The 25,361-nt window shown below is 50.6% G+C and carries 36 protein-coding genes; 11 read left to right on the top strand and 25 right to left on the bottom strand.

Features of this window, described 5'->3' with window-relative positions; genetic code table 11:
- From BBW68_RS02675 to BBW68_RS02660, 4 genes are all read right to left on the bottom strand, one after another.
- A partial coding sequence (locus tag BBW68_RS02675) for a hypothetical protein (protein WP_222563057.1) occupies window positions 1-612 on the bottom strand: 612 nt, incomplete at its 3' end.
- 13 nt (window positions 613-625) lie between these two features.
- Window positions 626-1,789: a conjugal transfer protein TraO gene (gene traO / locus BBW68_RS02670; RefSeq protein WP_070133902.1), complete on the bottom strand. Its 1,164-nt coding sequence runs from the start codon at window positions 1,787-1,789 to the stop codon at window positions 626-628.
- A 17-nt stretch (window positions 1,790-1,806) separates the two neighbouring features.
- Complete coding sequence (locus tag BBW68_RS02665) at window positions 1,807-2,850, bottom strand: DotH/IcmK family type IV secretion protein (protein WP_070133901.1); 1,044 nt, start codon at window positions 2,848-2,850, stop codon at window positions 1,807-1,809.
- A gap of 2 nt (window positions 2,851-2,852) precedes the next feature.
- The gene (locus tag BBW68_RS02660) at window positions 2,853-3,524 is read right to left on the bottom strand and encodes a DotI/IcmL/TraM family protein (RefSeq protein ID WP_070133900.1); all 672 of its coding nucleotides are present in this window, start codon (window positions 3,522-3,524) and stop codon (window positions 2,853-2,855) included.
- Window positions 3,525-3,551: 27 nt separating this feature from the next.
- Between BBW68_RS02660 and BBW68_RS02655 the strand changes: the two genes are divergently transcribed.
- Together BBW68_RS02655 and BBW68_RS02650 are read left to right on the top strand one after the other, a co-directional pair.
- A complete protein-coding gene (locus tag BBW68_RS02655; RefSeq protein ID WP_070133899.1) occupies window positions 3,552-4,013 on the top strand; it encodes an H-NS family histone-like protein in 462 nt (153 codons plus the stop codon).
- 46 nt (window positions 4,014-4,059) lie between these two features.
- Window positions 4,060-4,434 carry a protease inhibitor I42 family protein gene (locus tag BBW68_RS02650; RefSeq protein WP_102135746.1) on the top strand — a complete coding sequence of 125 codons (375 nt, stop codon included), beginning with the start codon at window positions 4,060-4,062 and terminating at the stop codon, window positions 4,432-4,434.
- Window positions 4,435-4,491: 57 nt separating this feature from the next.
- On the opposite strand, the gene BBW68_RS02645 is transcribed toward BBW68_RS02650, so the two are convergent.
- Genes BBW68_RS02645 through mobA form a run of 10 tightly spaced genes read right to left on the bottom strand, consistent with a single transcriptional unit; the run spans window position 4,492 to window position 13,014 of the window.
- A complete protein-coding gene (locus BBW68_RS02645; RefSeq protein WP_148127510.1) occupies window positions 4,492-4,785 on the bottom strand; it encodes a hypothetical protein in 294 nt (97 codons plus the stop codon).
- 53 nt (window positions 4,786-4,838) lie between these two features.
- Window positions 4,839-5,369 carry a hypothetical protein gene (locus tag BBW68_RS02640; RefSeq protein ID WP_148127509.1) on the bottom strand — a complete coding sequence of 177 codons (531 nt, stop codon included), beginning with the start codon at window positions 5,367-5,369 and terminating at the stop codon, window positions 4,839-4,841.
- Window positions 5,323-7,635 carry a zeta toxin family protein gene (locus BBW68_RS02635; RefSeq protein WP_070133896.1) on the bottom strand — a complete coding sequence of 771 codons (2,313 nt, stop codon included), beginning with the start codon at window positions 7,633-7,635 and terminating at the stop codon, window positions 5,323-5,325. Before BBW68_RS02635 ends, BBW68_RS02640 begins: the two co-directional genes overlap by 47 nt.
- A gap of 14 nt (window positions 7,636-7,649) precedes the next feature.
- Window positions 7,650-7,970: a hypothetical protein gene (locus BBW68_RS02630; protein WP_070133895.1), complete on the bottom strand. Its 321-nt coding sequence runs from the start codon at window positions 7,968-7,970 to the stop codon at window positions 7,650-7,652.
- Between the two features lie 16 nt (window positions 7,971-7,986).
- Window positions 7,987-8,241 (bottom strand): IcmT/TraK family protein, encoded by a 255-nt coding sequence (gene icmT, locus BBW68_RS02625; RefSeq protein WP_070133894.1) that lies wholly within the window; start codon window positions 8,239-8,241, stop codon window positions 7,987-7,989.
- Window positions 8,231-9,415 carry a plasmid transfer ATPase TraJ gene (gene traJ / locus BBW68_RS02620; RefSeq protein ID WP_070133893.1) on the bottom strand — a complete coding sequence of 395 codons (1,185 nt, stop codon included), beginning with the start codon at window positions 9,413-9,415 and terminating at the stop codon, window positions 8,231-8,233. The genes icmT and traJ overlap by 11 nt, the downstream gene beginning before the upstream one ends.
- 5 nt (window positions 9,416-9,420) lie before the next feature.
- Entirely contained in the window at window positions 9,421-10,218 is a 798-nt protein-coding gene (locus BBW68_RS02615) for a type IV secretory system conjugative DNA transfer family protein (RefSeq protein ID WP_070133892.1), read from the bottom strand.
- Window positions 10,218-10,703, bottom strand: coding sequence for a DotD/TraH family lipoprotein (locus BBW68_RS02610; protein WP_070133891.1), 486 nt, complete (start codon window positions 10,701-10,703; stop codon window positions 10,218-10,220). Before BBW68_RS02610 ends, BBW68_RS02615 begins: the two co-directional genes overlap by 1 nt.
- Before the next feature lie 14 nt (window positions 10,704-10,717).
- Window positions 10,718-12,688 (bottom strand): TraI/MobA(P) family conjugative relaxase, encoded by a 1,971-nt coding sequence (traI, locus tag BBW68_RS02605; protein WP_070133890.1) that lies wholly within the window; start codon window positions 12,686-12,688, stop codon window positions 10,718-10,720.
- Window positions 12,685-13,014, bottom strand: coding sequence for a plasmid mobilization protein MobA (gene mobA, locus BBW68_RS02600; RefSeq protein WP_070133889.1), 330 nt, complete (start codon window positions 13,012-13,014; stop codon window positions 12,685-12,687). The genes traI and mobA overlap by 4 nt, the downstream gene beginning before the upstream one ends.
- A gap of 190 nt (window positions 13,015-13,204) precedes the next feature.
- Between mobA and BBW68_RS02595 the strand changes: the two genes are divergently transcribed.
- The 3 genes from BBW68_RS02595 to BBW68_RS02585 all read left to right on the top strand — a co-directional run bounded on the left by BBW68_RS02595 (window position 13,205) and on the right by BBW68_RS02585 (window position 14,891).
- Window positions 13,205-13,549 carry a hypothetical protein gene (locus BBW68_RS02595; RefSeq protein ID WP_070133888.1) on the top strand — a complete coding sequence of 115 codons (345 nt, stop codon included), beginning with the start codon at window positions 13,205-13,207 and terminating at the stop codon, window positions 13,547-13,549.
- A gap of 191 nt (window positions 13,550-13,740) precedes the next feature.
- A complete protein-coding gene (locus tag BBW68_RS02590) occupies window positions 13,741-14,268 on the top strand; it encodes a phospholipase D family nuclease (RefSeq protein ID WP_070133887.1) in 528 nt (175 codons plus the stop codon).
- Window positions 14,232-14,891, top strand: a complete 660-nt coding sequence (locus tag BBW68_RS02585; RefSeq protein WP_232527070.1) for a DUF2913 family protein — start codon at window positions 14,232-14,234, stop codon at window positions 14,889-14,891. The genes BBW68_RS02590 and BBW68_RS02585 overlap by 37 nt, the downstream gene beginning before the upstream one ends.
- A 134-nt stretch (window positions 14,892-15,025) precedes the next feature.
- Here the strand turns inward: BBW68_RS02585 and BBW68_RS02580 are convergent, their stop codons facing one another.
- The 11 genes from BBW68_RS02580 to BBW68_RS02525 all read right to left on the bottom strand — a co-directional run bounded on the left by BBW68_RS02580 (window position 15,026) and on the right by BBW68_RS02525 (window position 19,922).
- Window positions 15,026-15,283 (bottom strand): addiction module antidote protein, encoded by a 258-nt coding sequence (locus tag BBW68_RS02580; protein ID WP_070133885.1) that lies wholly within the window; start codon window positions 15,281-15,283, stop codon window positions 15,026-15,028.
- Window positions 15,273-15,623, bottom strand: a complete 351-nt coding sequence (locus tag BBW68_RS02575; protein ID WP_070133884.1) for a hypothetical protein — start codon at window positions 15,621-15,623, stop codon at window positions 15,273-15,275. The genes BBW68_RS02580 and BBW68_RS02575 overlap by 11 nt, the downstream gene beginning before the upstream one ends.
- A gap of 26 nt (window positions 15,624-15,649) precedes the next feature.
- Entirely contained in the window at window positions 15,650-15,994 is a 345-nt protein-coding gene (locus tag BBW68_RS02570) for a type II toxin-antitoxin system HicB family antitoxin (RefSeq protein WP_070133883.1), read from the bottom strand.
- Window positions 15,991-16,236 carry a type II toxin-antitoxin system HicA family toxin gene (locus BBW68_RS02565; RefSeq protein ID WP_070133882.1) on the bottom strand — a complete coding sequence of 82 codons (246 nt, stop codon included), beginning with the start codon at window positions 16,234-16,236 and terminating at the stop codon, window positions 15,991-15,993. Before BBW68_RS02565 ends, BBW68_RS02570 begins: the two co-directional genes overlap by 4 nt.
- 290 nt (window positions 16,237-16,526) lie before the next feature.
- Window positions 16,527-16,886, bottom strand: a complete 360-nt coding sequence (locus BBW68_RS02555) for a hypothetical protein (RefSeq protein WP_070133880.1) — start codon at window positions 16,884-16,886, stop codon at window positions 16,527-16,529.
- A gap of 39 nt (window positions 16,887-16,925) precedes the next feature.
- Entirely contained in the window at window positions 16,926-17,138 is a 213-nt protein-coding gene (locus BBW68_RS02550) for a hypothetical protein (protein WP_070133879.1), read from the bottom strand.
- A 377-nt stretch (window positions 17,139-17,515) separates the two neighbouring features.
- A complete protein-coding gene (locus BBW68_RS02545) occupies window positions 17,516-17,746 on the bottom strand; it encodes a helix-turn-helix domain-containing protein (RefSeq protein ID WP_070133878.1) in 231 nt (76 codons plus the stop codon).
- Window positions 17,747-17,763: 17 nt separating this feature from the next.
- Window positions 17,764-17,961, bottom strand: coding sequence for a hypothetical protein (locus BBW68_RS02540; RefSeq protein ID WP_148127508.1), 198 nt, complete (start codon window positions 17,959-17,961; stop codon window positions 17,764-17,766).
- A 59-nt stretch (window positions 17,962-18,020) separates the two neighbouring features.
- Entirely contained in the window at window positions 18,021-18,563 is a 543-nt protein-coding gene (locus BBW68_RS02535) for a hypothetical protein (RefSeq protein ID WP_070133876.1), read from the bottom strand.
- Window positions 18,564-18,694: 131 nt separating this feature from the next.
- Window positions 18,695-19,207, bottom strand: coding sequence for a J domain-containing protein (locus BBW68_RS02530; RefSeq protein WP_070133875.1), 513 nt, complete (start codon window positions 19,205-19,207; stop codon window positions 18,695-18,697).
- A gap of 511 nt (window positions 19,208-19,718) precedes the next feature.
- Window positions 19,719-19,922 carry a hypothetical protein gene (locus BBW68_RS02525; RefSeq protein WP_070133874.1) on the bottom strand — a complete coding sequence of 68 codons (204 nt, stop codon included), beginning with the start codon at window positions 19,920-19,922 and terminating at the stop codon, window positions 19,719-19,721.
- Window positions 19,923-20,022: 100 nt separating this feature from the next.
- Between BBW68_RS02525 and BBW68_RS02520 the strand changes: the two genes are divergently transcribed.
- The 6 genes from BBW68_RS02520 to BBW68_RS19050 form a co-directional block, all read left to right on the top strand.
- Window positions 20,023-20,421 carry a lytic transglycosylase domain-containing protein gene (locus BBW68_RS02520; RefSeq protein ID WP_070133873.1) on the top strand — a complete coding sequence of 133 codons (399 nt, stop codon included), beginning with the start codon at window positions 20,023-20,025 and terminating at the stop codon, window positions 20,419-20,421.
- 1 nt (window position 20,422) lies between these two features.
- Window positions 20,423-21,724, top strand: a complete 1,302-nt coding sequence (locus BBW68_RS02515; RefSeq protein ID WP_162475395.1) for a secretion/conjugation apparatus DotM-related subunit — start codon at window positions 20,423-20,425, stop codon at window positions 21,722-21,724.
- A gap of 8 nt (window positions 21,725-21,732) precedes the next feature.
- Window positions 21,733-22,644 (top strand): conjugal transfer protein TraF, encoded by a 912-nt coding sequence (gene traF / locus BBW68_RS02510; RefSeq protein WP_070133871.1) that lies wholly within the window; start codon window positions 21,733-21,735, stop codon window positions 22,642-22,644.
- A 14-nt stretch (window positions 22,645-22,658) separates the two neighbouring features.
- Window positions 22,659-22,994, top strand: a complete 336-nt coding sequence (locus tag BBW68_RS18235) for a hypothetical protein (RefSeq protein ID WP_071435292.1) — start codon at window positions 22,659-22,661, stop codon at window positions 22,992-22,994.
- A gap of 84 nt (window positions 22,995-23,078) precedes the next feature.
- A complete protein-coding gene (locus BBW68_RS02500) occupies window positions 23,079-25,127 on the top strand; it encodes a TraM recognition domain-containing protein (protein ID WP_070133869.1) in 2,049 nt (682 codons plus the stop codon).
- Window positions 25,128-25,135: 8 nt separating this feature from the next.
- Window positions 25,136-25,361: hypothetical protein (locus tag BBW68_RS19050; protein ID WP_157725478.1), on the top strand; the 226-nt coding region annotated here is incomplete at its 3' end.

Below are 25,361 nucleotides of genomic sequence, written 5' to 3'. Positions count from 1 at the left end.
ACGCACCCAGACCAGATCCGGCTGAATATCGTTAATTTTCATATTCGAAATCAGCGTACTGTTCAGATAACCGCGCTGAGCGGGCGCAGCAGGTGAGGTTGCTGTCACGGCAGACAACGCCAGCCGCTGCTCTAGCTGGCTGATCTGCCCTTGCTGCTGCGCAACCCTGTTCCCAAGCTGCTGAACCTGCTGCGTGAGCGTTTCAATCTGGCTGCGCTGCTGGAGCAACACGCTGGAAAGCTGATTCACCGCCTCGGAAGAAATGGCAGGCGACGAGGCCGGAGGCGGAGCACTGCGTGCGCCGGAGGCGAACCCGCCTGTGTTTTTTGGCTGAGGTGGCGCATCGTCCGTCATAAGATAGAAACCCAGCAAAACCACCACAATACCTATTGCGCCGTAAGTGATCAGGCGGCCTTTATCGGCCAGTAGCCCGCTCATGCCCCCTGCACCATGTTTAGCTGCCCCGGCTGACGGCTGGGGTTTGCTCTCCTGCGTGGCCTTTTGACGCTCTGCTGCCTGCGGGGAGGCCGCACCGGCTTCACTGTTCTCCCCGACAACCACAGTGTCGTTAATACCTTCGTCTTCACCGCCTGCTAAAATGTTGCTCGCCATGTTTTGTCCTCGCTTAACGGGTGACTTTATCCGCATCAGTGACGGCTTTGATGAACTGAATACCGATCACTTTTCCTTTGTTCACTGTGACCTGTTTAACCGGCAATTTGCTGGCGTCTTCCGCCATCACCTTACCAGCCTGCTCTGCGATACCGCCCGCTATCGTGCCGGTGATCGCTTTACCGCTGGGATCGCCAGTGGTGCGATATTCATTACCGCCGGGGGTCAGGATCATCTGTGAGTTAGAATCCCGGTACAGTTGCCCTGTCTGACCTATCCCACTGGCGATAGCCGGTAACAGAATGCGCGAAAACCAGCGGTTATTGACCTCGCTGGCAACTGCAAACTCCCGTGTTTCCGCGTTCACGGCATAGGCTTCGACGTTGTAGAACTCCCCGTTCCACTCCATCGTGGTAAATTTCACCTCAACGCCGTCCCCTTCCAGCGACATGTCGGTGGAAAACAGCCTTGCGCCCTGATATTTACCGGATGCGATATGCGCCAGCAGTTTCATTTTACGGCTGTCCGAGTTGGTGGCTGAATCAACCACGCCGGGGAATGCGGACAGCGCCTTGATTAGTGTCACCGCCGGGGTGGCCGGTGCTTTAGCGTCACCGTTCTGACCGCTGGCTTCACCGGTTTTAAAAATACTGGCAACCCACTGATTCTGTTTATTCCCGTCCTTCTCAGAGGAAGCAAACAACGCGGTGCCGGTTTTTATTTCTTTTGCGGGTGTTCTCGCTTCCTCAATTTTTTCCAGCAGCTTAGCCAGCCGGTCATTTCGCCGTTTTTCCTGTTCGGATTCAGCGGGAGGTGTCTGAGTGCCATTGCCTGCTGGCGGGGTTTGTTCCTTTCCCTGCCAGCCAAAAGGATGTTCTGTATTACCCTGCTGGGGTATTTTCTGGTTATTCATACCCATACCAACAAAACTGGTGCCGTTATTCAGCGCCCGGTCGCTCTGCTGCTGGTTATAAAGTTCAGTCAGTTTGCGATATTCAGGGTCGAGGACGTCAGTGGGCTTCTCGCCCGATACGTTCCGCGCCGTCACCGCAGTGGGGTCGGTGGACAGAGATTCGCTGCGGGAGGTCATGAAATACACCGCGATCAGCACGGCGGCCAGCACACCGCCGCCTATCAACCCCAGCTTTTTAATGTCGGCTGTTTTTTCACTTGCCATGATGCTGCTGCCCCTTGTCAGTTGACATTGACGTATACGCTGCGGGATTTACCCATTTCTGAAAGCGTCAGTTCTGGCGTGACGGGCAACACGTAGACGTGAGTGCCGTCTATAGCTGAAAGCGTCCGGGTAAATTCGTCGCGCAGTTCCAGATCGGTTCTTAACACCAGTTCGTCGCCCATCATCCACGCCCGCATGGATGATGGCGCATTGCGTAGCTTAACCACCGTCGCTTCTTCTGGCGGCACACCGTCCAGAAACGCCTGTAAATCCTTGTCGTACAGCCCGATTTTGTCGCTGGCGACGGCACGACGCACCGGCGTATCAGGGCTGCGTTTCGGAATGCGCAGGTCAAGGCGGTAATCAACCTGCACCGTACTGCGGGTGTCCGCCGGGCTTTGTGAGGTCACGTTGATGATAATCGGCGTCGGCAGTCCTTTAAGAAACACCGTCACATTCCCGGCGACGTAATCCGTGATCGGCTGGATATAGACCACCGGCGCACCATCCACATAGCGGACGTTCATTTGTGCATCGTTGGAATTGGCAGGCTCTGCGGCCAGCGCCCACGGCGCACCGGTAATATCTGAGAAAGTGATGGTCGTCGTCACGTTGGGAAAGACGCGCACCTGCGGAATAGCGGCACCGGCTGACAGGCTGACCGTCTGGCTGCTGATGCGCGGCACCGGCGTCACCAGCGGGCTGCGGGTCGCCCGGCTCAGTCCATCCACTTTTTTCTTAAGCGTCTTTACCTGTCCGGGGGTAATGGGTTCGGCCATTTCTGCCAGTGGTGCCGGTAATGGCTCCATTTCTTCGGGTGTCATGCTGACGGTCGGGGGTGGGGGCGGTGCAGGGGGTAATGCGGTCGTCGGCGCAGGCTGGCCTGCGGGTGTATCCGTTGACGCCACGCTTTGCGGTGGCGGCGTCTGCTGGGGTGTGGTTTGCTGCATACTGACTGCGCTTTTCACCCCTTTCAGCGCATCAGGCTGTTCGGCATTGGCTGCCGACAACCCCAACCCGCCCAGCAGCGCCAGTATCAGTGCATTGTTTTTGTTGCGCATTTTTACGCCTCCGCCGGTTTGAGCACCACCGCTGCAATGGCTATGCCGTTTGGATTACTGTCGGTGCTGACGCGGATAACCTGCACAAACAGGTCGTAGCGTTCTTCCTTGTAGGTATCAAAGTGACCCACGCGCTGCATAATGACCGGGTATCTGAACTGCCACGCATAGGTTTTTTGGTCGTTTAACAGCCCTTCCGTGACCAGAGAACCCGGCGAAATTGACGTTCTTATGTTGAGTTTGTTGTTAATGATATTGTCTTTTTGCCCGCTGCTTTCCAGCGCTTTGTAAAAACTGTCATATCCGGTGGTAGTGAAATACTGTTTCTGCGACGACATCGTTTGCTCATAATGCACAAAATCAAGTTGTAACGCCTTATTCATGACGGTTGAAGCAAACTCCATCACGTCAGTATCACTGTAGCCCGGCACATTGGAGGGAACCACCGGCAACACAAAACCGTTTTTGGTGGCAAAGTATTTGTTGGGTGTGTTAATTATATAGGAAAACATCGTTGTATTCAGGACAAGAGAGACGCACAATGCCGCGCCCAGAACAAGATTGGCTTTCAGTCCGTATCGTGAAAGCACATCCCGGATATTACGGCTATTGGCTTCCAGCAAGGCACTGGTCAAAGGGTTATCTTTTTCGTTGCCTTTCTCTTTTTTGTTCATAAATCATTCCCGTTTCTGGAGTAATCAATGGCGGATATAACCAAATCAGAATTCCTTTCAATCCTGCGACATAAGGCAAAACTAAAAGGACTAATTAGCGAACAAAGCATTGCAGATCTGGATTACATTTTACGCAAGTTTAACGAGGTTGTCGATGATTTAATCAAAGAGAAGACAGCAGAACAAAACGCAAAATCAGCGATAATGAATGAAGCTAAATCTATCCTGAGCAATAGTGCACTGTCCAAAACCGATCTGGAAGCGTTGTTTACTGAACTCACCCGAAAAAGTGGGCTTGCGCTTGCCCGCAAGGATACGACCGAGCGCCGCCGTAAATCGCGGCTGCCGGTAAAATATCGTCATGACACCGTTAACCCCAACGGCAAGCAGGTCACATACTCATGGACAGGCACAGGAAGAAGACCCGTATTTTTTATGGATATGACCGATGAAGAACTGGAAAAATATCGCGTAAAAGACGAAGAATAAAATCGCTACGCAATCAGAACAATGTCTAATAGCAAAAGGTATAATAATGAATGTGATAAAAACGGGATTATCTCTGCTGTTGATGGCGGTTATCATCCCTTCTTTTGCAGCAGAAAAAACCAAACTGCCTGCGCAAGCCACGGCTAAAGTGAATGCGCAGTTTGAGGTGAAACTGCCATCAAACCCTACCACGGGCTATAACTGGATTGTGCGCCAGTTGCCGGAACAGGTGGCCTTGACGGGCATGGACTACGCGCAGTCACCGGACTGCAAAGCAGGCATGGTGGGCTGCGGCGGCACCACAACGCTGCGTTTTAAAGCGTTGAAAGCAGGAACCGGGAAACTGATTGTGCAGTATGCGCGTCCGTGGGAAGCGCTGACAAATGAGGCTGCAACCATCAACATCCATGTGGCAGAATGATAAAACCGACTGAGGAATAACAGGCCGTTATAGACTGGCGCGGAAACCAGTTAATCGTCAGTGGTTTTCGCCGCTATCCAGAATATATCCTTCTATGCTGTCGGCCACCCTGTGCGCATACTCCACGATTTCTTCTTCATCCACCTCGCCGAGCTGGGTACGGTACGACTCCGCAAGCCCGCGTATATGCTTCACCACTCGCGCATATACGGCTGGCTGTTCGTCATTGAGCGCCGCCAGCACGGCGGTCATCACTGCTGAAAGCGCGTGCTGCCCGGCAACCAGTTCCAGAAACTCTTCAGGATCAACCTCGTCATTCAGGTCATCACCTTCGTCGTAAAAATCCATCACCTACCTCTCTTCACAATACATATCGTTAGCCGCAGCAACAGGTCGGAATTCACCTACAAATGGAACGGAAATGCAGAATTTTCGTTAGTGCTGCCCGCGTTCGAGTTCACGCCGTCTGCCCCAGCATTGATCTGAACGTTCTTACCCGACGAATCGGGCAGATACTGCTGCACGTTTTGAGGCAGATACTTACGGGAAAGTTCGCCCCACGGATCAATCTGAGTGGGAATTTTACTGCTGATTTTTTCCGTGATTTTTTGACGTGCAGCCTGACACACTTCCTGTTTCGCTTTTTCTATGAACTTGTTGAACAAATCACCTGCATTAAATACCGGGAGCGTAATGCCGGTAGAAAGTTGGCCGAGGCATTTTCCGATTGCATCGCTTGAGACAAAACTGTCCTCTGCCTCCTTGTTGATTTGCTCAATCTCAGCATTAAGCGCAGCCGTCGCGGCCTGCTGTGCAGCAGTCCCTGCTGCACAATTCTGATCCGCCATAACGCTAAATGCAGGCAACAGTAAAACGCCTGCAACCAGACTACATTTTAGGACTCGGCATCGGTTGTGCCGTGGCATTTTGTTCATGGCGTTTTACCTGCTCTGGTTGATTGGGGAGAGGCTTAGGTGGTTTCGGCGCATTTTTAAACAATTCCGCAAAACCCGGCATCGCCTTAATGTCTTTATTGGCAATAGTCAGTGGCTGCAACTGCTCACTGCGCTGGAGTTTGTAGACCAGCGTTTCGCCGTCCGGGGAAACGTGACCGTACCCCAGCATTTTCAAACCTTGCTCCTGTACGCAGGAGAGCGTGAAATAGCTTTTCGTCTGGCCGTCTTTTTCCTGAGTCACCTGCCGCGCTATCACATGGTCGTAGGTGTCCGTCTGCGGATTGCGGATCACACCCTGCATATAGCCATCACGCGATGCGACAAACAGCGCATCACAGGCTGCGTTGGGGTTCTGGCTGTCCTGCACAAATACCACCGCGCCCGATAAACGATTCTGGCTGCTGAGTTCGGCTATAGCGGGTTTTTGGACCGATTCCGGGACGGGCTTGCCGTTGGCGAAAAACCACAGGGTTTCACCAGCCGGATCATGGCTGGAAAACCGCGCAGTCGGTTGCCGTTCGAGCACCATCGCCTGCACTTCATCGCGCAACTGCCTGTATGTCAACGTATCATAGGCGGCAAAGGTATCAGGGCGGGCGGCGGTCGGATTCTCCGTGGTGGGCTTGGGATATTCCGCCGCCACCTTCCATTCGTTGCGCTGCGTGATGATTTTCTCATACCGCACAATCTTGCCGTTTTCATCCCGAACCGGGGCATTCACCTCAACATCTTTGTTACCCACAAACGAGGCGGTAATGATATCGCCCCGTTTCACCCCGGCGTCCTTGAGCGCCCGCTGGAAATCCACCCCCCAATGCTCCTTTTCGCCGTGCTCATTGCGCAACCTGATGAAATAGGACATTTTTTCATCATCTTTATGTTCATATTTCGCCCGGCCAAAATCAAGCAGTTCACCGCGCAGTACCGGTTTACGTTCTTCTGCGCTGCTCGCCTCTGCTGCGGGTTCCACGCCATTACGCGCAACCGTTGCATCCGGGGCGACTGACTGCCCGGCCTGCGGTGAGGTATCAGGGGCGTTGGCTGGCTGTGGTTGTGCCTCTGTTGTCCGCGCGTGCGATGTAGCCCGCTCCTGCGCCAGATGCGCTTGCTGTACTGCGCTCAGGGCTTCCCGCTGCACCGGATCATTCAGAGACACTTTGAGGTCATACTCGGCTATCAGGCCGTATACACGCTGTTTGAAGTCCTCGGAACCGGTCACTGTGAAGCTGCCACCGTAGTTGACGGCGGCGGTTTGCAGCGCGACCAGCACCATTTCTTTTGACATGGCGGCGTCTTCGCTTGCCATGTAGATACCGCTGCGGTGATCTTCAAAGGCAGGTACCCCGGCCAGCAGATACCGCACCGCATTCCCGTGCCGCTCATGGGTGAGTTGCGTCATGAGTGCGGCCAGATCGAGACGTTCTTCTGGTGCTGCGTCGCGGTCTTCGGAAGCGGCGAAAGAAAAGCCATTCATTTCTGCCTGCGGCGGCGCACCGGCATTATTTTCTGCATCGGGGCGCGGCTGCACGGGTGCCGTTCCTTCCGGTACAGGTGCATTCTGGATGGCCGCAATCAGAGAAGACAGCTTTTCAGGGGCATTTTCCGGCTCGGTGGAATCGAAAATCGTTTCGCTGGCGGTGAAGACCTTCATACTGTCGGCCAGTCCGCTTTGGTACACTGTGTCAACGTTTCCCGGCATCTGCGCCACTACCGTGTCAAAGTGCGCCCGGCTGACGGTACGGCCAGTACCGTTCATCGCACGCTCCGCCTCAGCCCGCGCCAGCGTGTTGATCCACGCCACCTCTGCGCTTTCTGCCTTGATATACACCTGCGTGGTGTACCCGTTATCTTTGAGCAATTGCAGGGTGCTGATCGGCGTCTGTGCGGTTCTGAATGTCCCCTCAACCGCCAGATTCAGCCGCTTCTCTGTCCCCAGCGCAATGACCCTTTCAGCCACTGCACCAGAAAATGCGGCGGTATGCTCCGGGTAGTTTTCACCGTATTTATCGACAATCTCGTTAAACTGCGGGTGGAAACGGCGAAATTCGTCTGCGTTGACAACAAGCACATTGCCGTGTTGTTCCTCACGGAACGTATTAAGCAACGTGGATTTCCCTGCTCCCGGCAACCCGCCCAGCACAGTCCCCACCGGCGCATCACTGCCAGTAAGGCCAGCCCCTTTCTGCTCAACGAAATGCCGGGCGATATTATCCACGACACTATCGGAATAACTGAATTCGTCCATTCTGCGGTTCCTCGTCAATGTCCTGCGCTGGCCGGTAAGATCTCCGCGCGTATGGCATCACAGATATTTTTCACACGCCCGGCATCAATAAACTCTGCCACCGTATCGTACAGATAATCCCGAAGCGTGGTGAGGTTGGCTATCTGGCGGTCAAGCTCAGCCTTTCGCTCCGGGTGCAGCGTGTCGTCTGTACGTTCACGCGACCAGTATAAATCCGCGTCCAGTTGTGCCACGTACTCAATCAGCACATCTTTCATCATCAGGTGCGTGCCGTGGTTCGTTTCTGGTGAGTTCACCAGCGAATCAATTTGCTGCGCGAATACATCGGTACTCATGGTTCACCTCGCAATGCTAGTTTCGTCTGTACCACCACGGCCTGCCGGTAAGATGGTCGCCTTTCAGTTTTGCCCGCCACGACCTGATCAACAGGCTCGGAGGCTTGTTCTTCCAGCCAAGATAGCCCAGCAACGCCAGCGCACAGACAATCCCGACGAACGTCACCCATGTCATATGTACAAACCAGATCAGGATCAGCGCGTACCAGCCGACATGAATTTTTCCGATACGGATCGGCTTACCGGCATTTCGCCAGCGGTTAGTTTCCATAGCGGCCTTTCTCCAGCTTGTTGAAGTTCGAAATGGTGATCACTTCGATAACGTCGTCTCTGGACACTTTACCTTCCTGATACAACCGGTAGGCTTTTTGAACCAGTGTGGCACCCTGTGCTTTAAGCCGGTTGTCCACGATCGCCCCCCACTGCTGGTACGGAAATTCTGACAATTCATTCTTTAAGTCTTCATCAAAAATCATGAATTCCCGCACCGCGATCCGCCGACCGTCCGTGCTGCGCAGCAGACGCTGCACGATGGAAACGCGGATGGTCTGGAGCAGGGTATGCGCGGCACTTTCCCGACTTTCTGCCGAAAACATTTCGATGAACCGGGGGAACACCTGCCCGCAGGTGTCGTTGTGCATGGTGGTATATACCGCGTGACCGGACAGCGCAGCGGCTGACGCCCCTTGCGCGACCTTAATATTCAGCGTTTCGCCGACGCCAATCACTTTTGGCGAGCGGCGCAGGGCGGATTCCGAAATACCGATATCGAAGGAGGCGACATCTGTGCCGACCTCAGACTGCGCAGGCTCCGGCGCTATCCATAATTCATCATCTACACCGAGAAGGTATTCGACCGGCCATTCGAAGGTAATAATTTTGCGGTTGGGGTAGTGCCGTCCCAGATACTGGAAAATAGCGGCCATCATCATACTTTTACCGGAACCGGTTTCCCCGCCGATAAACACAATGCCTGAACCGGGAAACAACGCTTCAAATAATTCGCTTTCAAACCCCATCGTTTCAAGCGGAATTATTTTGTTGTTCAGCACACGCAGCGTCACTGAAAACTGGCCTGCGCGACCGGCAACCGTCGCCTGCGTGAAGTTGATGCGAAAACGTGCCTTGCTGCCTTTGCGTAAACCCAGCGTGGCGTTTTCATCACCCACCAGTTCCCACGCCTGATTGACTATTTTCCCCTGATTCAGCGACGAACGCACCGTTGCCCCGAATATCGCGTTAACGACTTCTTCCAGCCGGGATTGCTCGACCCGAAATTTCGTTGCAGCCAACTGCCGCCCGTGCCGTTCTACCCAGATACGGGCGTTACCCTGTAGGGTAATGTCGGAGACTTCATTCTGGGCGCAGTGGACAAAAAAGCGTTTCATCGACTGCGCATCCGGGTAGCCGCCAAAATCGAAAATGAAATCGTCCCTCTGTTCCATCACTATCACCGTATTGTTGGCTTCCAGTTTTCTTTCTTAATATCGAGCCGCGCTGGCTGTTCGATCCGCTTCACTTCATCGCCCAGTGTCATAGTGCGGCTGTCTCCAGTCACGGTCAGCGCCTTACGCGAGATTATCGGCTGCTTGATCATGCCGCTCTGCAACAGGGTCGAGTAACGCAACATGCCGTTGTAGTCGCGGGTCAGACGATTGAAATTGGCTTCCAGTATCTGATCGGCCTTTTCTCGCCCCTTAGCCCAGCCAATCTTGATGCTGCGCTCCCAGATAGCCTTTTCTTTGCTGTTCTTGGGCAGTGTTTCTGCTTCCGGCATGTCGATGGGGTTGGCGTACAGACCGGTTTTAAGATAGGTCTTCCACGTTGGGGGATTACTGACAAATCGGGCTGGTGAGAGGATCTCGTAAACGCGGTTGCCGGTACGAATCTGATTGTCGGTGATATGCGCCACGTCTTTGGCTTCGACCACGACCGGAGGAACATAGCTGCCTTTGGCAACCAGTGGTTCGAAACGGTACATATAATCAAGGTTGGTTTTCTGTTTATCCAGCGCGGCCATCAGTTCGGCTGCGCGTTCCGCTTTACCGCCCCTGAACCCCAACGTTTCAGCTATTTCAGACAGCATGTTATTGGTGAGTTCATCACCTGCCCTGCTGTCGGGTTTCAGGTAATAGTCCATCGGTTTAGGTGGCGCGTTGTCGCCGTCCGTTTTGGGCGGCTCTGCACTCAGTGCAGACACGCAGGGAAGCGAGAAGATCAGGAGCGTGATAAGCGAAAATGGTTTCATCAGTACCCCCGTAACAGCCGTTTATCTTTTTTCGGGGAAGCATAATTCAGGATCAGCTTTCCATTGCGTTCCTCAATCGTGCCACGGTAATCAATTTGTTGTTGAATAAGCCCAATTACGCTGTAGTAGGGAGCATTTCCGACATTGATATTGAGCGGTAGAGGCAATGCAAGCCCGCGAGATTCAAAGGTGAGGTGTCGTTGTTTTGCAAGCTGGCGCAACAATTCTTTTGCATCACCCTGCCAGTCAATTCGCAGGTTTTGACTGTCTGTGTAAATCACTGTAGGCACGTTAAACGTGGTTCGGTTAATGGCACCAGCCTGATAGAGTTCATCCTGCGCCAGTTTGATTTTGATTGCCTGCTGTCGTATCTGTTCATTGACCAGTTGCGTTGCGTCAACTTCCTGCTGTTTAGAAGTGTTCGAACACCCCGCTAATGTGCCTGCTATCAACAACACACCGGAAAAATGCATTTTCCTTTTCATACACCCACCTTATTTTAAGGAGTGAAATCATTGTTGCTTTTCTTATTTTGCATTCTTACACGTTCCTGTTCATCGCGCAACTTTTGAGCATCACGCAGTTTTTGCGCTTCCCGCATTTTCTGTTCTTGCTGGATTGCATGACGATTTGCATCATCGCTGTTTTTAATCCTGATCTCGCTATAAACAGGGTAAGTGCGGATGTAATCGCTGAGTGTTCTGATACCTTTTTGTGTAAACTCGTCCTTACCGTACACGCCTACTTCACTCGGTTTTCCCGTCAATACGAGCGTCGCTGCGGCTTTCTGGTGGTGATCATTATCCTGACTGTTAATACCGACACACACAGAGCGGCCACGATCTACCATAGCGATATCATCAGTGGCCTTGTCCCTGTAAATGACCGTGCCATCACGCAGCAGTGAAGTCGTAAAACTTTTGGTCTTGGTGACGGGAACATCATCACGGTTGGAAGTAATGAAATCACTGAGATTATCGTGACCGATACGTTCAATAATCGCGTTCTGATACTTCTTCTTTCGCGTCTCACGGTACGCCCATGATCTGAGCTGAGACAGTGCCGCTTTATCGCCAGAAAGCGCCTGCTGCGCAACCCAGTCTTTGTAATTCAGACGCGGTTGAGCCGCCTTAAAGGATTGCTGTGACTCACGCTCTCTCGCTTTGATATAAGCAATAGCCTTGCGCTTATCGAACTCTGCTGCGTTAAACAAAATACGCCGTATCTGTGGGTCGCGTTCGCTTTCCCGGATAGAGGCTTTAACCATTTGCAGGTGTGCGTTGACCTGCCGGTATTGCTGCGTGAGCAAAGAACGATCCGGTCGGTATACTGGCAACGCCATCGTGTAGGCTTTGTATCGTCCTTTTAAATCCATCCGGGCGATAGCGCGTTCATTACATTGGCTAACGCGGTTGTTTATCTCTCTCATACTCAGTGAGTCGCTGTAGCCCATGCCAATTTCCGGTACAGAATACGGTTCAATATGACCGGGCTGGAACGAACCTATACGGGCAATGAGTGCATCATAGCTAAAACGATATTCTGGAAAGATTTTACGCCAACAAACGGAGACTTGATCGTCACCGGCTCCGTGCGTAATAAGCAGTCCGCCTGCATGTGGACTCTGTGATACCGAAAACCCTGCCCGCGCAAACAGGGCATGAACGTCGCGCCAGCTAGATGTCTTAAATTGCATTTCTGTTTTAAGTTCATCGGCGACGGTACGGTTTTCATGATGAATTTTAAGCAGATAATGATAGAGAGAAGGACGCCCTGATTTATTCTCCATCAGACAAACCTTATGTGCAGCCTGTGAAGAAAGACCGTTCTTATGATGCCCCTTTTGTCGCAGAACATAGCCTTTCTCGTTAACCGTATAAAGGCCAGTATCATGATTAAATCCGTGTTTTAGTTCGAGCAGGCGGCTCGCTTTATGCAGCGTATCGATAGAGTAAGAAAGATGGTTAGCACGGAACGTGATGGGGTGTACCCGATTCACGGCTACATGCACATGAAGGTTGTCAGTGTCACGGTGAATAGCGGAAACAAACTGGTGCTCCTGCAATCCCATTGACTGTAATGTGAACCGCACACTGTCGAAAACCTGAGCGTCGCTTGGCGTCTCATTTTCCTGCCATGACAGAACGTAATGGAACACCGGATCTTTACAGGCCACATTTACGTTACTTGTCGCTTCCATCTCACGCGCTGCTGTCTCGACGGACATGCAGTTGTGCAGAATACTGATACCGTTAATGTCCACGCGCGTATGGTCGAATTCGTCAAGATAGGCCGGACTGATCGACTCTTCATGCCGTTTAAGATACCCGGTCAGCGCTTCAAATCCTTCGGATGCAGTCGCCTGTTCAATAGGCTTATCCCATTGAACAGGCGACTTCTGGGCGATGTAAGAAACCAGACCACTAAACCCGGTTCCCTTTTTAGGCCGGGGAATAATTTTGGGGATCACGCTAAGGGTTCCTCACCATTACCATCATCACGGGCAAGGCGTAACGCTGCGGCTCTGATTGCAGATAACACTTCTGAATATTCCTTGTCACCAGTGCGTTTACCTTCAACAAACAAATGCTTTTGCATTGCCCCTAACTTGTTGAGCATTGCCAGCATCTGGGTATCGCTTTTATTGACCATGCGACGGCCAAGCCCTGCCCTGATCAGATACTGACTCAAAGACAAACCCGCATTTTTGGCTTTCTCTTGTAGAGCTTCTTTTGTTGAAGCATCTGTTCGAATCTGAATGTTGCTGTTGAGCTTACGACTGCTGCTCTTACTCACAATATCTCTCCTTCACCGGGGTGTCGGGGCGCAGCCCTGACTTCATTGCATTGTCATTATCGCCGTAGCGGTAATGACAATGCACATCCTGTCCTGCCTTTGACCTTGATTTAGTCTAGCACAGGTGCGTTTTACTTCAACATTTGCTAATCTTTGGCAAACTGAAAATTTTCACGTAAAGGAGACTGATATGGCTAAGCGTAAACCAAAGTTTTATACCGAATCAGACGTTGAAAACCTTACGAACATCATGCAGGAACTACCTGACCTGACACCCACGCGGTTACTTAAAAATGATGTGTTGGCAAAAGTAAGCAAAGTCATTCTTTCACTCAGTAAAGACAAGGGCTATTCCGTAAATGAGATCCATGAAGTTATCACGTCCAGCGGATTTACAGACGTGACTTTAGCGGACATAAAATCTATTACCGAACGAAAGCGAACAGTGAGTAACAAGTCGGGTTCCGTTTCTAAAGAGAAAGGGAATACCAGTCCTGAGCATTCCTCAGTACCCGATGAAACAGAAACAAAATAGCGGTGAGCGTGTTTTGTCTTCGACCATCGGACTTCGGGATAGCTGTGATGACCGAGAATAAAAACAAGTCTGGCAGCGCGGGGGATTGTCACGGCTTTCGCCGTTCCGCTTATTTTAGTCCTCGCTGCGCTGCGGGGCTTCCGGCGCGTTGCGCCTCCATGCCCTTACGGGCATATAAAACCAGAAAATAGATGAAAAAGATTTCAGGTTTGTTGGTTAGTATTGCTCTTTGCTTTCCACTTGTCGGCATTGCAGGTGGCAACATACAGATAGGGTTCTCACCGGAAGGAAGCGCCCTGAAACTGGTGCTCAGTACCACGGGCAATGCCAGAGAAAGCATTCGGCTGATGGCTTACTCGTTCACTTCGCCAGACGTGGTGAAATCCCTGCTTGACGCACACAGACGCGGTGTAGATGTGCGCGTTGTGGTTGACCAGAACGGCAACAAAAGCAAGGCAAGTAAGGCCGCATTGAATCTGCTGGTTAACGCAGGCATTCCGACCCGCACTATTGCAGCATACAAAATTCATCACGACAAAGTGATCATCGTGGACGGAAAGACCACGGAAACGGGCAGCTTTAACTACAGCCGCGCCGCCGACCGTTCCAATTCGGAAAACGTGATTGTGATCCGCGATAATCCCGATGTGGCAAAAATCTACCTTGCACACTGGCAAAGCCGATGGGAGCAGGGGCAGGACTGGACTTCGACTTACTGACTATGACCGATACCGAAACCATTACGCAAAAAACGGGGCATCTGGCATGGTGCGCATTGATAGCCCTGCATCTGGCAAAACTCGATGGTCAGGCATCATCCGAATCGCAGGAAAATTTTTTCCTGACACGATGGCTTTCGACTGCGCTAAAACAGCACCGCTTCCCGCGTGAAGTTGCGCCGGATATTGAGTGGCTTCTGAAACAGGGAAGAACGCTGGGCGCACGGGCAAAGCTGCGACATAAGGTGGATTATCTTTGGCGCTCATGTTCAGGAATATTATCAGAACAAAGTGACTTGTTCAGACTTACTTATGCGCTGGAGACTGCAAAAGAGCATCACTGGGTATACCGTGTACTGATTGAAAAAGAATGGGCTGGCCGTCATGCCGTTACTATGACGGACGGCATCAACGCTATTTGTATTTCCCGTTCATCACTGGACGTGGCATTTGATGAAAATGGCTGGCAGACTCTGCCCTTGATGGCAAAAATCACGGGCGAAAAAAACGCCCTGAATGCTTTGCTGGAGTCATGCGACTGGAAAGCCTTACCCTGCCAAGATGAAACCGGGTCAACACTGTTTAATCTGACTGCGAGAACGTTCAGCGTCAGCAATGCGTAGCATGAGAAAAAAACGGTCTGGCAGGGGTAGGAACTGTCACGGCTAAAGCCGTAACGCTTTCGTCCTCGCTTCGTTGGCGGGGCTTCCGTCGCGTTGCGACTCCATGCCCTTTTCAGGGCATAAAAATGAGGCGGTTATGCAATTGTGAAGTGAAGTTTTAGTCTTAATGCTTTGGTTATTTTCAAAATAGCGGAAAATGAGGGTTCTGTCTTGCCGGATAACGTACTACCTACCTCCTCAATAGTCATGCAAGCTTCTCTTGCTACAGGGTCAATACCTTTATCCCTTACCACAGTCCTGATGGCGGCTATAAGTACACGGTGATCTCCAGACTCTGCTTGTGAATTTAAATACTCAACTATTTCTTGTTGATTATTAAATTTATTTGTCATTATTATCTCCTTGGTTCTTCTTCATGAATTCATCATGACTCACTGTTGTAGAATCTTCCAGATATTCCTCATAACATTCATTAGCTAATTTTAAGCTCTGTTCGTTTTCGCCAACTTCTTCAAGCCACTGGCGAAACGTAGTGATTTTCTTTTTTGTGGACTCTGATGGTGAAGCAGGGTGCTTTCCCCTGTTACCAGATAAAACACACCATACACGTTGCCCTTTTTCTGTCGTCCAGTACAAAACAGCCTCGCCATAACCGCTTGCGGCAACACAAAATCTTGTGCTGCCTTTAGCGATTTCCGTATAAATGAATTCAATAAAATCAGATTTCTTCATTACTTTATGCAGCCAGTGATTGATTGTTAGGCCAGATGATGATTGCTGACTTCTTTTTCCAGCGCTTTGTTAACAAACGCATTCAGCGATAAATCTTCCTCTAACGCCAGTTCTGCAACGCGACGATGCAGATCGGGATCTACCCTCACGTTAAACACGCCTTTAAATGGGGTGTCTGGTTTCTTCCCGTCCTCAGCACAAGCCTGTAGATACAAATCTACCGATACTTTAAACTCCTGTTCCAGTGCTGCTAATGTTTCAGCCTCATAAGTAATCAGATCGCCAATAAACGCCAGTTTTCCATACAGGATATTATTATCAAAATCTGGTTCTACCGTGCCCAAATAGCCTTTATATTTTAAATGTTTCATAATAACCTTTCCTCTTTTAGCATCCTCTTGACATCTTTAAGCGCTCCGCCTTTGATATGATTTTCAGGATGTGGGCGATGCAGCATTATCGTTTTGTATTTCTGGTGTACAAACCTTACCCGTGATCCCTGCATTTCTTTTTTTTCATAACCAAGAAATGAAAGCAGTATAACCAGTTCCGTCCATTCAAATGTTTTCTTGCTGTTTATGAATTTTTCCAGCAATTTATCATTTTTCCCCATACCCTTCCCCTTACTCTCATGTAACTAATATTAGTTGCAGGATGCTTTATTGTCAATAAATAAGGGGCATTAAGCCCCTTCTCTTGTTAAAACATTTGGTACCCTTGCAGGTAGTTTAACCACCACCTGAATTGCTCCCACTCGCTGCCTTTCATCGCAGGGATTCGGGTTTCCCAGCCTTTGACAAGGGAATCGGCAAGCTGTACGATTTGATGCGTTGACATTTTAAAACCTCGTGTAGTTTTGTTTGTCGATACGTGATCAGGTTGTTCTAGCAACCTGATCACACCTTAAAAAATCAGTTTTTCATCCTCCTTTTTTTCTAAAGATACCTTGAACCCGTAAAGTGTCAGAATGCGATATGCATCCAGTGCTTCACGTTCACTTTTAAACGTCCGTATTTCTTTCTGTCCATTACCTTTATCGAGAGACACAATAAATTTATATTTTTCTTCGGCTTCTATTTTTTTAATTAAATTATCAAGCTCGTTTAACGTCCGTTTTGAATCAAGCAAAAATGTACAATGTACAATGCCGGTGATTGCTTCCCTGTCCAGCTCTAACAGAGCATCATTATAAGCAGCTTTAAAACAGCGATTATTACGCAGATCAGATGCAAACTGCATTGCGGCTTGTTTTAACGTTTTCATGTATTCCCCTTATTGGCGGGGTTCCCCCCGCCGTTTGTGTTAGCCGACGATTTCAAAATCAACATTAGAAGGATTTACGCTGCACTTTGTTGCGATAGTCTGGATCAAGTTTTCTAACTCAGTATGGCTTTTAACGGTAAAAGTCTGCTGAATCCCGTAGGTATTCATAAACGCTTTGCCGTTTTTGATTTCCGCTTTGGTAAATGAGAACTTAAATGTGGCTGGATAGGTGAGGTTTAGGATAGATTTCATTTTTATCTCCCGCCCTGTATGGGCTATTGGTTATTGGGGCATTTCCCCTTTCGATATAAATATTATACCTCATATTGAGGTATTGGCAACTCTTTTTTGATGAAAAACAGTTTATTATCTGAGGGGGATCACGCTTTTTTATGCCCGTCAGGGCATGGGAGGCGCAACGCGCCGGAAGCCCCGCAGCGAAGCGAGGACAAAAAAAGCGTTACGGCGTTAGCCGTGACAATTCCCCGCCCTGAAAAGCCAAAAAAGGACGATACGACTACACCAGTGCTGATTTGCGCCGCAGAATGCCGCAGTTAGCGCGAGCGAAGCGAGTTTACGCCGTCAGCTTGCTGGCGGGGCGCTGTACTGCGCGTGTGAGCGTCAGCGAGCTACGGGCGCAACGTCTCGCGCTTGCACAAAATATAATCAGGATGTTCGTCAGCAAACAGCAATAATAAATTATATTCAGCACCAGATATGGGGCTGTAAGATTTTAAAGTTTCCGCCGTTTCTTTTTTTTGCCAGCTTGACAAACCAATCCCTGCCAATTTAGCCATTTCTTTTTGCGTTAGCCCTGCTTTTAAACGAAGCCGTTTTACTTCTTCCGGTGAAATTATCATCTTGTCTATCTCCGCACTTAATTAGTAGCATTGCTTTTTAAATCGCCAATCATATCAATAATCACATCCTTATCATTTAAAGCTAACCCACCCTTTAAATAATCAATAGAATCCACTTCGCTTTCACGAAAATAGATTTCTGCAATTTTAGCTTTCGTTGCCTTTACCTTTCCCTCAGTTTTAGATTTTGACCTGACTTTAATATATTTAATCATGTGATATACGCCTTCATTTCTTGACTCCATAAAATAGGTATAATTACCCTTATTTTTCCTCATAAATTTGTTATCGCTCCTGTTAATTTAATGAGTTGTTCCACATTTAACCCCTGAACAAACAAACCGTACCCGTTGTAATGGTCAGTAATTTTTCCGCTGAGGCCATTTCCCACTTTAAAACCCGTCAGCGCATTGTGCCAGTTATCCAGTTTTACAAGCTGAGATAACATGCCTTTGATGATTTTCTCCTGCTCCTGCGCGTCTCGCTGCTGCCGTTCTGCCTCCTGTGCTTTTTCCACATCCTCCCGCGCCTGTATCAGGATTTTACGGCGTATATCGTCGGCAATGCCCGTTGCTCCCCGCGACGGTGACACGGTACATCGTGCCCCATTCCCGCGCCACTGCCGGGATTCAGCAAAACCGTAAACGGCCAGCCGGCCTTTTTCTTCCCTGATCGTGATGGCGTAGCGCTTCAGTTCCGGCGTGGTGAGTTTAATGCGATACGGGCAGTCATCCAGCAGGTTCACGCGCCAGCCGTTCCCCAGCAGTCGGACGACGACTTCAAAAACGGGTTGCCATTTGTCGAAAAAATTTTGCATTTTGTTTTCCTTCCGTTGCTGCGCTGGCGAAGCCAGCCAATGCAGAGTGGCGGTTTTTACCCTGTTTTCGGGTTCGATGCCCGAAAAGCAGGGCTGGCAAAGTGTATCGGGGGCTTGCGCCCCCGTTCCCGTTATGCGTTCGCAACTCGTTTAAATCCGGTCGCGCTCCGCTGGCCTGTCGTGCCGTACATTTCGCGGATTTCGTCGATACTGTGCTCCTTGCGGTTCCGGCTGGCTTTGTATTCTTCGGGACGATAGAACCACATCTTTTTTTTGCTCGCCCACTTGCAGCCCAGCGCCTTGATCTCGTCTTTGTGCGCTTTCGTGTCGCCGCTGATCCAGATCCAGTTACCTGCCACCTCAAAAATCACGCCAGCCATGCCCTGTAAGGTACTGAGGACGTTTTCCAGTTCTTCCCCGAAGTTGTAGCGGGCGCTATCGTCGCTGCTCTGGCTGTCATTGATGCGGTCGATGTTCTGCATCAGAAAATCAAATGCAGCGTTAACTGCTTTCATCATTTCCGCGCCCACAGGATTACGATCTGGGTGGAATTTAAGCGCCGCCTGCTTGTAGGCTTTTTTGATGTCCTGCTCGGTCAGTTCACCGGAAAGGCCGAAGATGTTAAGTGCTTGCTGGATGTTCATTTTTAGCTCCCGCCCTGTATGGGCTGTTGGTGATCGGGGCATTTCCCCTTTCGATATAAATATTATACCTCATATTGAGGTATTGGCAACTCTTTTTTGATGAAAAACAGTTTATTATCTGAGGGGGATCACGCTTTTTTATGCCCGTCAGGGCATGGGAGGCGCAACGCGCCGGAAGCCCCGCAGCGAAGCGAGGACAAAAAAAGCGTTACGGCTTTAGCCGTGACAATTCCCCGCCCTGAAAAGCCAAAAAGGACGATACGACTACACCAGTGCTGATTTGCGCCGCAGAATGCCGCAGTTAGCGCGAGCGAAGCGAGTTTACGCCGTCAGCTTGCTGGCGGGGCGCTGTACTGCGCGTGTGAGCGTCAGCGAGCTACGGGCGTAATCTCGCCGGAGAGGGACGGAAAGGTTATTTTTTAACCACACATGGATTTTGTAGCCACTGCGCTGCTTGCCGAAGGTTATCCCCTGCAAACAGTCGGCGTTATCCACAACAATCGGGGAAAATTCATTTAGCGTAAAACTGGTAGCTATTTTTCTGTTTTCTTGCGATTTTGTTTTTACACATTTCAATCCTTTTGTTCACCCATTCCCGATGTAAATACCCTTCCTTTGTTTTTATGGATTTTTGCCAGAATTGCAACGCAGTTAGATAGCATTCATCACACTCTGCTTTTACTGCAATTCGCGCAAATTGATGGTATTTATCCATATCAAAACTCCGTTGATATTTTGTTCAATTGTTGGTATTTTTGATATCACGAATTGTTGTTTGGTGCAATATTTTATAGGGTAACAAAAGGACGCACCACATGACCGCAGATACCCCGCCAGCTATCGAAATTCCGGTCTGTATGCAACAGGCCGCAGCCCGTTATCAAATCCCCTTGCGAGGGCTGGTCAGTCTCTGGCTGACCGAGGGCGGGATGCCCGGCATGAAGAACAGGAACAAAAACGGCACCTATGATTTTGGCGCTTTCCAGATTAATACGGTCTGGGCGAATCGCCTGTACCGCGATTTTGGCATCACTGAGTATCAGTTAACACACGATTTCTGCACCTCCGCGTACTCGGCTGCCTACATTGTTAAGTTCAACATCATCCGCGCAGGTGGAGATTTCTGGGAAGGTATAGGCCGCTACCATTCCGCCACTCCGCACCTTAAAAACGGTTATATTCAGCGGGTCTATCAAAAATCTTTGGGGTTCTGATATGCAAAAAGGAATGCCAACGGAATATCTGGTCGGGCTGATTATCCTCGCACTGGCTGTTCTGCATATACTGCTCTGGTTCGGTGGTTCTGGCGATATTGTCTATGGCTACAGTTATCTTATGTTCCACTTCTACGACCTGATCCTGCCAGCATCCGGGTTCCGTGACGCCACGCTCGCCATGCTTGCCCGTTCCGGATATTACGCTGAGACAACAAAATTTATGGATTTCTGCTCCCTGCTTAATGCCACGGCCTATCCTTTCGTACTGATTTATCTGCTGCTTGCCGCATGGACTGTCCGTGTCGTGTTGCGGTCTAAGCGCTACCGTTTTAACCGCCAGTTCACCTTGTCTCAACTGGCGGCTGTTCTTGTGAAGCGCTCGCCCGGAGTGGCGCACATTCTCTCGCGCTATCATGCCTTTCCCGATCAACTGCTCAACTACACCGACGAAGAATCCGCTGCCCCTCTCTCACCACAGGAATTTGCAGAAAAACACCAGTTAATCACCCGCTCCAGATTGTTTCGCAAACGCCGCGCCCAAAAAATATTTCGCCAGCAGATTAATTTTGACAGTTTCAAAAACGGCAACCTGCATTTCAAACCTTATGAGGCTGCGCTGGCCGCTGCTTTCTACCGGGTTCGGGTTCACAATGACCGTCCGTTTGCGCAACAGCTTTTCGATAAACTCAATCTGTCCTGTCTGGAGTCGAAAGACGGCTTTCCGGTATTTGCACCGGTGATGAATGAAGTGAAAGCGGTGCTGACCGGCGCTCAGGAAGACAATGATCGCCCGGCTTTTCAGGAATGGGTGAAAGGCTATCGCAGCACCCGCACCTGCCTGTACGCCCTGCTTGATGCTGATTTGTCGCTACCGCCTGCGCAATTTCGCTGGCTGAAAGGGCTGGACAGGCCGCTCTGGATGGCTCTGTCCAGCGTCGGGCGAGGTAAAAAGTTCGTCGAAGGGGCTGGCATCATTGCGTTCAGCCAGACCGAAACATGGCTTAAAACCGAGGCGCACAAAACCCCGGCATATCAGGCTCTGGCCGCTACCGTGCGGGCAGCCGCTAACGGACTTGAGCGTGAACTCGCTGCCATAGGCGAAACACAGCCCCCTGTTTTTGAGCGCCCAAAAGGGCAGGTGCTTCTGCATGACGCACTGGCGCGGCATCTGATATTACAACCCGAACCGGTAAACGCCCCGGAGGCAGAAGCAGACATACCCGTAACAGAAACAAAGGTACAGCCGACACAGGTAGTTTCACCTGCTTCCGCTGCCCCTTCATCACTGACCGATTTTTAGGGGGAACATTGAAAATTTCCATTTCCAAATCCACCATTCTGCTGCGTTGCGGCGGGAGCGCCACCGCCAGCAAAACGGTGTTGCTGCCTTTGCAGGGTGTGGCATTCACCATTGCCCGCGACGAGAACGGGATGTACTGGCTTGCCGCCGACAGTGCGACAGGTCATACACCGCTGTCCACGTTTGAAAATGAATATGATGCTGTCCGGGCGCTGCGCCGTATCAATAGCGCGTTACGCCGTCACATCTGGACGGACAAAGGCACCTGCCTGTTCCGTCTTATTTTCTGGCCGCTTGCGGCTGTGGCATTCATTGTGTCACTCAATGGGGCAATGATGAATCTGCATACCGCTGCAAGTTCCCCTGCGCTGACACTGAATCAGCCCCCAACCGTACCGACGCAAGAATTTACCCAGCCAGCTTCGCAACCTCAGCCCCCCGCCCCTCAACTCATACAGGCACTGGCGCAGGCGGCAAAAAGCGGCAAATTCACCGTTTCACTGTCGCAAGGGAAGCCACATACGCTGTATGTATTTTCCGATCCACTTTGCCCTCACTGCCGCGCTTTTGAGCCTACGCTGGAGCGTCTGGCGGCTGATTACAATATTGAAGTATTCCCGGTATCGTTGGTCGGCGACGACGACCAGATAGCGAAATCAGGATTAATTAATCAGTTTGTTCTGACGGCTGATAAAACCGCGCGCATACAGCGCTGGAAAAAGGTCATGCTGGGAGAGGTTTCGGCGGCAAAGGACGCGCCACAATCGCAGGAAATGGCGGACAGGGTTAACGCCAACAATCAGGCGTTTGGCCTGCTTGGCTTCACCGGTACACCGTCCATCATGACAGCAGACGGCAAGGAACTATCGCTGGATGTAGTTAAAAACCCCGTTCAACTCGCGGCATCATTCAACCAATAATCAAGGGTTTAGATATGAAAATTAAACATGTACTTTTGGGTGCTTTCTTGTTTGCTTCCCCTGTTCTGGTTTATGCCGCGCAGGTACAGGTCGATCCAGTACAGAATGCCAAGCTGGATGCGATCATTGTTGAACTTAAACAAATCAATGCTCAACTGGCTAAACAGCAGCCAGCGGCACTCAGCAAAAAAAATGATGGGTGCGTATACGCAAGTCAGAATTACTCTGATGGAGGCCGGGTCGATGGCGTGCCAGCGATGAGCAATCGCATATGCGCTAATGGCATCTGGATCAAACAGGTAAATCACGAGCGTACCGAGAAATCCACCCAACCCTTCATTCGCCAGTAACGATTTAATCACTACAGCTACAGATATGGCGCTAATCATTGAGACTCCCGCCTCATTGGCTGGGAGTCCCTTCTGGAGGTTACGTTGGCATTTGAAGATGAAATCGTTGTTGCCTCAAATCACGATCCGATTGCGGACTGGTTTGTTACGCCTCGCTGGCTGATCACGTACTGCGTGCTGTCGGCTCTGCTGGCGCTGATTTATCCGGCTTTCCTTCTGCTGCTGAGCGCCGTTCTGGTGTTCTGGCTGGCAGCATACTCCGCGCGACGCGATCCGCCTCCGCTGCGTCTGCCATTCGATGCTGAGATGATTGATGAATCGCTGACACGCGAAACCGCAGAAGAAAAGCGCCTTATGGGACTCCGGTGGACAAACAAAACCTATCGCGTCTCGCCCGCTGACGGCGTAATGTTCATGGGGCATGAACGCGGTAAGCCAAACGCACAGGAAATATGGCTGACGATGGCCGATTTGCTGCGTCATGCCGCTCTAGTCGGCACCACCGGCTCCGGGAAAACCGAAGTGTTGCTGTCGTGGTATGTCCATGCGGTGCTGCATTCCAGCGGTGATATTTACATGGACGGTAAGGCTGACGTGCGCCTGCCATTCATTTACTGGTGTCTGGCACGGCGCTGGGGTCGGGAAGAAGACGTCTACTTTGTTAACCTGCTGACCGGTAGTGAAGACAAACACCAACAGATCATTGACAACACACACCGTAAAACGCGCTCCAACACCGTCAACCTGTTCGGCACCGCCTCGCCGACTTTCATCATCCAGCTTGTCGAGTCCATGCTGCCACAGGCAGGCTCCGAAGGGGCTATGTGGCAGGAGTCTGCCAAGAGCCTGATTGAAGGGCTGATTAACGCCCTGTGCCACAAACGTGCTCGCGGTGAGTTGTTGCTCTCTCAGCAAAGCCTTAAAGAATACCTGCCGTTGCCAAATCTGGTTGCCCTGTACAACGAAGCGTTAAAAAATAACTGGCATAAAGAGGGCTATATGTCGCTGGAATCCTATCTGGCTAACCTGCCCGGCTTCCAGCTTGCGTTGCGTGAACAGCCTGAAAAATGGGATGCTGACGCTTTCAAGCAGCACGGTTTTCGTTCCATGCAATTCCTGAAAACGCTGGCACTTTTTACCGAAACCTACGGTCACGTTTTCCCGGAAGACAGCGGCGATATAGTGATGCAGGATATTTTGCATAACCAGCGCCTGCTGTGCGTCATGATCCCTTCCACTGAGCTATCTCGCGGCGAGACAACAACGCTCGGCAACCTGTTTATCAATATGCTGCGTATGAACGTCTCGCGCGATCTAGGCAGCGATATCGAGGGTATGGCCGAAGACGTGTTACTGGCAGAGGCCAAAAAAGCCCGCTTTCCGTTTCTGGTGCAGGCTGACGAACTCGGCCAATATTTTGCGCCGGGGCTGGACACGCTCATGGCACAAATGCGTTCGCTCAAATACAGTGGCGAAATCAGTACGCAGGACATCCCCGGCCTTGAGCGCAGCGCCAAAAGTGAAACTGCCTCAGTGCTGGGTAATACCCGGCTTAAATACTGTCTGTCAATTGAAGATCCGGGCAAAACCTTTGAGGTATTCCGCGATGTGATGGGGCAAGGCGCAGTTGCAGAAGTTAGCCAGATCCAAGACAAAAGTGGCATGTTCTCCAGCGCCGGTCAGGTCTCTGACACCTACCATGTGAAAGATAAAGATCGCATTACGATGCGCGAACTGCGTGGCATGGCAGAGGGCGAAGGGGTGATGTCACTGGAAGACCGTCTTGTGCGCAGCCGTGCATTCTACATCCCGGACGATGAAAAAATATCGAAAACCCTGTCAGTCAGAATCAACCGGTTTGTCGAAGTGCTACCGCCGACGACTAAAACAGTGATGGAAATCTACCCCGCCCTGATTGAGCGTAAACCGCTGCCCTTTGATTCGCGTATTTCTGGTATATCCACGTTATGGGAAGGGCTGGAAAAAATCCATGCCATGCGCAAATACGTGCCGCCGGAAGAAATCGGGATTTGCCTCTTTGAATATGCCGCCGAGTTTTTTGCACAAATGGAAGCGATGGACGCTCCATGCTATGCGCAAGAGGCGGAAGATGAATTCGTTTACTTACTATGAGGAATAGGATGCAAACTAGCAAAGATAAAAAATCAAAACCAAATACTGTGAAAAGTACTCGCAGATTATTATTGTTTTTTAGCGCATTGTTTTTAGTGGCAACGATAGCTGCAACTGAATACAATATCCTTAGCACAACAATTCAGCAGGCTTTTAATTTAAAACTGAATGCGCCAGATAGTACATTTAATGAAAACCTATTGACACACAGACTATTGACATCCTCCCCGCCCT

Source organism: Candidatus Erwinia dacicola (assembly GCF_001756855.1).
Taxonomy (GTDB): domain Bacteria; phylum Pseudomonadota; class Gammaproteobacteria; order Enterobacterales; family Enterobacteriaceae; genus Erwinia; species Erwinia dacicola.
Note: the sequence above shows the minus strand (reverse complement) of the source record. Positions and strands in the feature narration are given on the sequence as shown.

Excerpts from the sequence above, each read along its gene's own strand:
- BBW68_RS02565 (WP_070133882.1), bottom strand. The coding sequence starts at position 16,236 with ATGGGGAAAAATGATAAATTGCTGGAAAAATTCATAAACAGCAAGAAA.
- BBW68_RS02545 (WP_070133878.1), bottom strand. The coding sequence starts at position 17,746 with ATGATAATTTCACCGGAAGAAGTAAAACGGCTTCGTTTAAAAGCAGGG.
- BBW68_RS18235 (WP_071435292.1), top strand. The coding sequence starts at position 22,659 with ATGAAAATTAAACATGTACTTTTGGGTGCTTTCTTGTTTGCTTCCCCT.
- BBW68_RS02555 (WP_070133880.1), bottom strand. The coding sequence starts at position 16,886 with ATGAAAACGTTAAAACAAGCCGCAATGCAGTTTGCATCTGATCTGCGT.
- BBW68_RS02595 (WP_070133888.1), top strand. The coding sequence starts at position 13,205 with ATGGCTAAGCGTAAACCAAAGTTTTATACCGAATCAGACGTTGAAAAC.
- BBW68_RS02580 (WP_070133885.1), bottom strand. The coding sequence starts at position 15,283 with ATGACAAATAAATTTAATAATCAACAAGAAATAGTTGAGTATTTAAAT.
- BBW68_RS02570 (WP_070133883.1), bottom strand. The coding sequence starts at position 15,994 with ATGAAACATTTAAAATATAAAGGCTATTTGGGCACGGTAGAACCAGAT.
- traJ (WP_070133893.1), bottom strand. The coding sequence starts at position 9,415 with ATGGAACAGAGGGACGATTTCATTTTCGATTTTGGCGGCTACCCGGAT.
- icmT (WP_070133894.1), bottom strand. The coding sequence starts at position 8,241 with ATGGAAACTAACCGCTGGCGAAATGCCGGTAAGCCGATCCGTATCGGA.
- BBW68_RS02630 (WP_070133895.1), bottom strand. The coding sequence starts at position 7,970 with ATGAGTACCGATGTATTCGCGCAGCAAATTGATTCGCTGGTGAACTCA.
- BBW68_RS02520 (WP_070133873.1), top strand. The coding sequence starts at position 20,023 with ATGACCGCAGATACCCCGCCAGCTATCGAAATTCCGGTCTGTATGCAA.
- BBW68_RS02660 (WP_070133900.1), bottom strand. The coding sequence starts at position 3,524 with ATGAACAAAAAAGAGAAAGGCAACGAAAAAGATAACCCTTTGACCAGT.
- BBW68_RS02525 (WP_070133874.1), bottom strand. The coding sequence starts at position 19,922 with ATGGATAAATACCATCAATTTGCGCGAATTGCAGTAAAAGCAGAGTGT.
- BBW68_RS02530 (WP_070133875.1), bottom strand. The coding sequence starts at position 19,207 with ATGAACATCCAGCAAGCACTTAACATCTTCGGCCTTTCCGGTGAACTG.
- BBW68_RS02590 (WP_070133887.1), top strand. The coding sequence starts at position 13,741 with ATGAAAAAGATTTCAGGTTTGTTGGTTAGTATTGCTCTTTGCTTTCCA.
- BBW68_RS02550 (WP_070133879.1), bottom strand. The coding sequence starts at position 17,138 with ATGAAATCTATCCTAAACCTCACCTATCCAGCCACATTTAAGTTCTCA.
- BBW68_RS02640 (WP_148127509.1), bottom strand. The coding sequence starts at position 5,369 with ATGAACAAAATGCCACGGCACAACCGATGCCGAGTCCTAAAATGTAGT.
- BBW68_RS02635 (WP_070133896.1), bottom strand. The coding sequence starts at position 7,635 with ATGGACGAATTCAGTTATTCCGATAGTGTCGTGGATAATATCGCCCGG.
- BBW68_RS02535 (WP_070133876.1), bottom strand. The coding sequence starts at position 18,563 with ATGCAAAATTTTTTCGACAAATGGCAACCCGTTTTTGAAGTCGTCGTC.
- BBW68_RS02575 (WP_070133884.1), bottom strand. The coding sequence starts at position 15,623 with ATGAAGAAATCTGATTTTATTGAATTCATTTATACGGAAATCGCTAAA.
- BBW68_RS02585 (WP_232527070.1), top strand. The coding sequence starts at position 14,232 with ATGGGAGCAGGGGCAGGACTGGACTTCGACTTACTGACTATGACCGAT.
- BBW68_RS02540 (WP_148127508.1), bottom strand. The coding sequence starts at position 17,961 with ATGATTAAATATATTAAAGTCAGGTCAAAATCTAAAACTGAGGGAAAG.
- BBW68_RS02650 (WP_102135746.1), top strand. The coding sequence starts at position 4,060 with ATGAATGTGATAAAAACGGGATTATCTCTGCTGTTGATGGCGGTTATC.
- BBW68_RS02665 (WP_070133901.1), bottom strand. The coding sequence starts at position 2,850 with ATGCGCAACAAAAACAATGCACTGATACTGGCGCTGCTGGGCGGGTTG.
- traO (WP_070133902.1), bottom strand. The coding sequence starts at position 1,789 with ATGGCAAGTGAAAAAACAGCCGACATTAAAAAGCTGGGGTTGATAGGC.
- BBW68_RS02655 (WP_070133899.1), top strand. The coding sequence starts at position 3,552 with ATGGCGGATATAACCAAATCAGAATTCCTTTCAATCCTGCGACATAAG.
- BBW68_RS02515 (WP_162475395.1), top strand. The coding sequence starts at position 20,423 with ATGCAAAAAGGAATGCCAACGGAATATCTGGTCGGGCTGATTATCCTC.
- BBW68_RS02615 (WP_070133892.1), bottom strand. The coding sequence starts at position 10,218 with ATGAAACCATTTTCGCTTATCACGCTCCTGATCTTCTCGCTTCCCTGC.
- BBW68_RS02610 (WP_070133891.1), bottom strand. The coding sequence starts at position 10,703 with ATGAAAAGGAAAATGCATTTTTCCGGTGTGTTGTTGATAGCAGGCACA.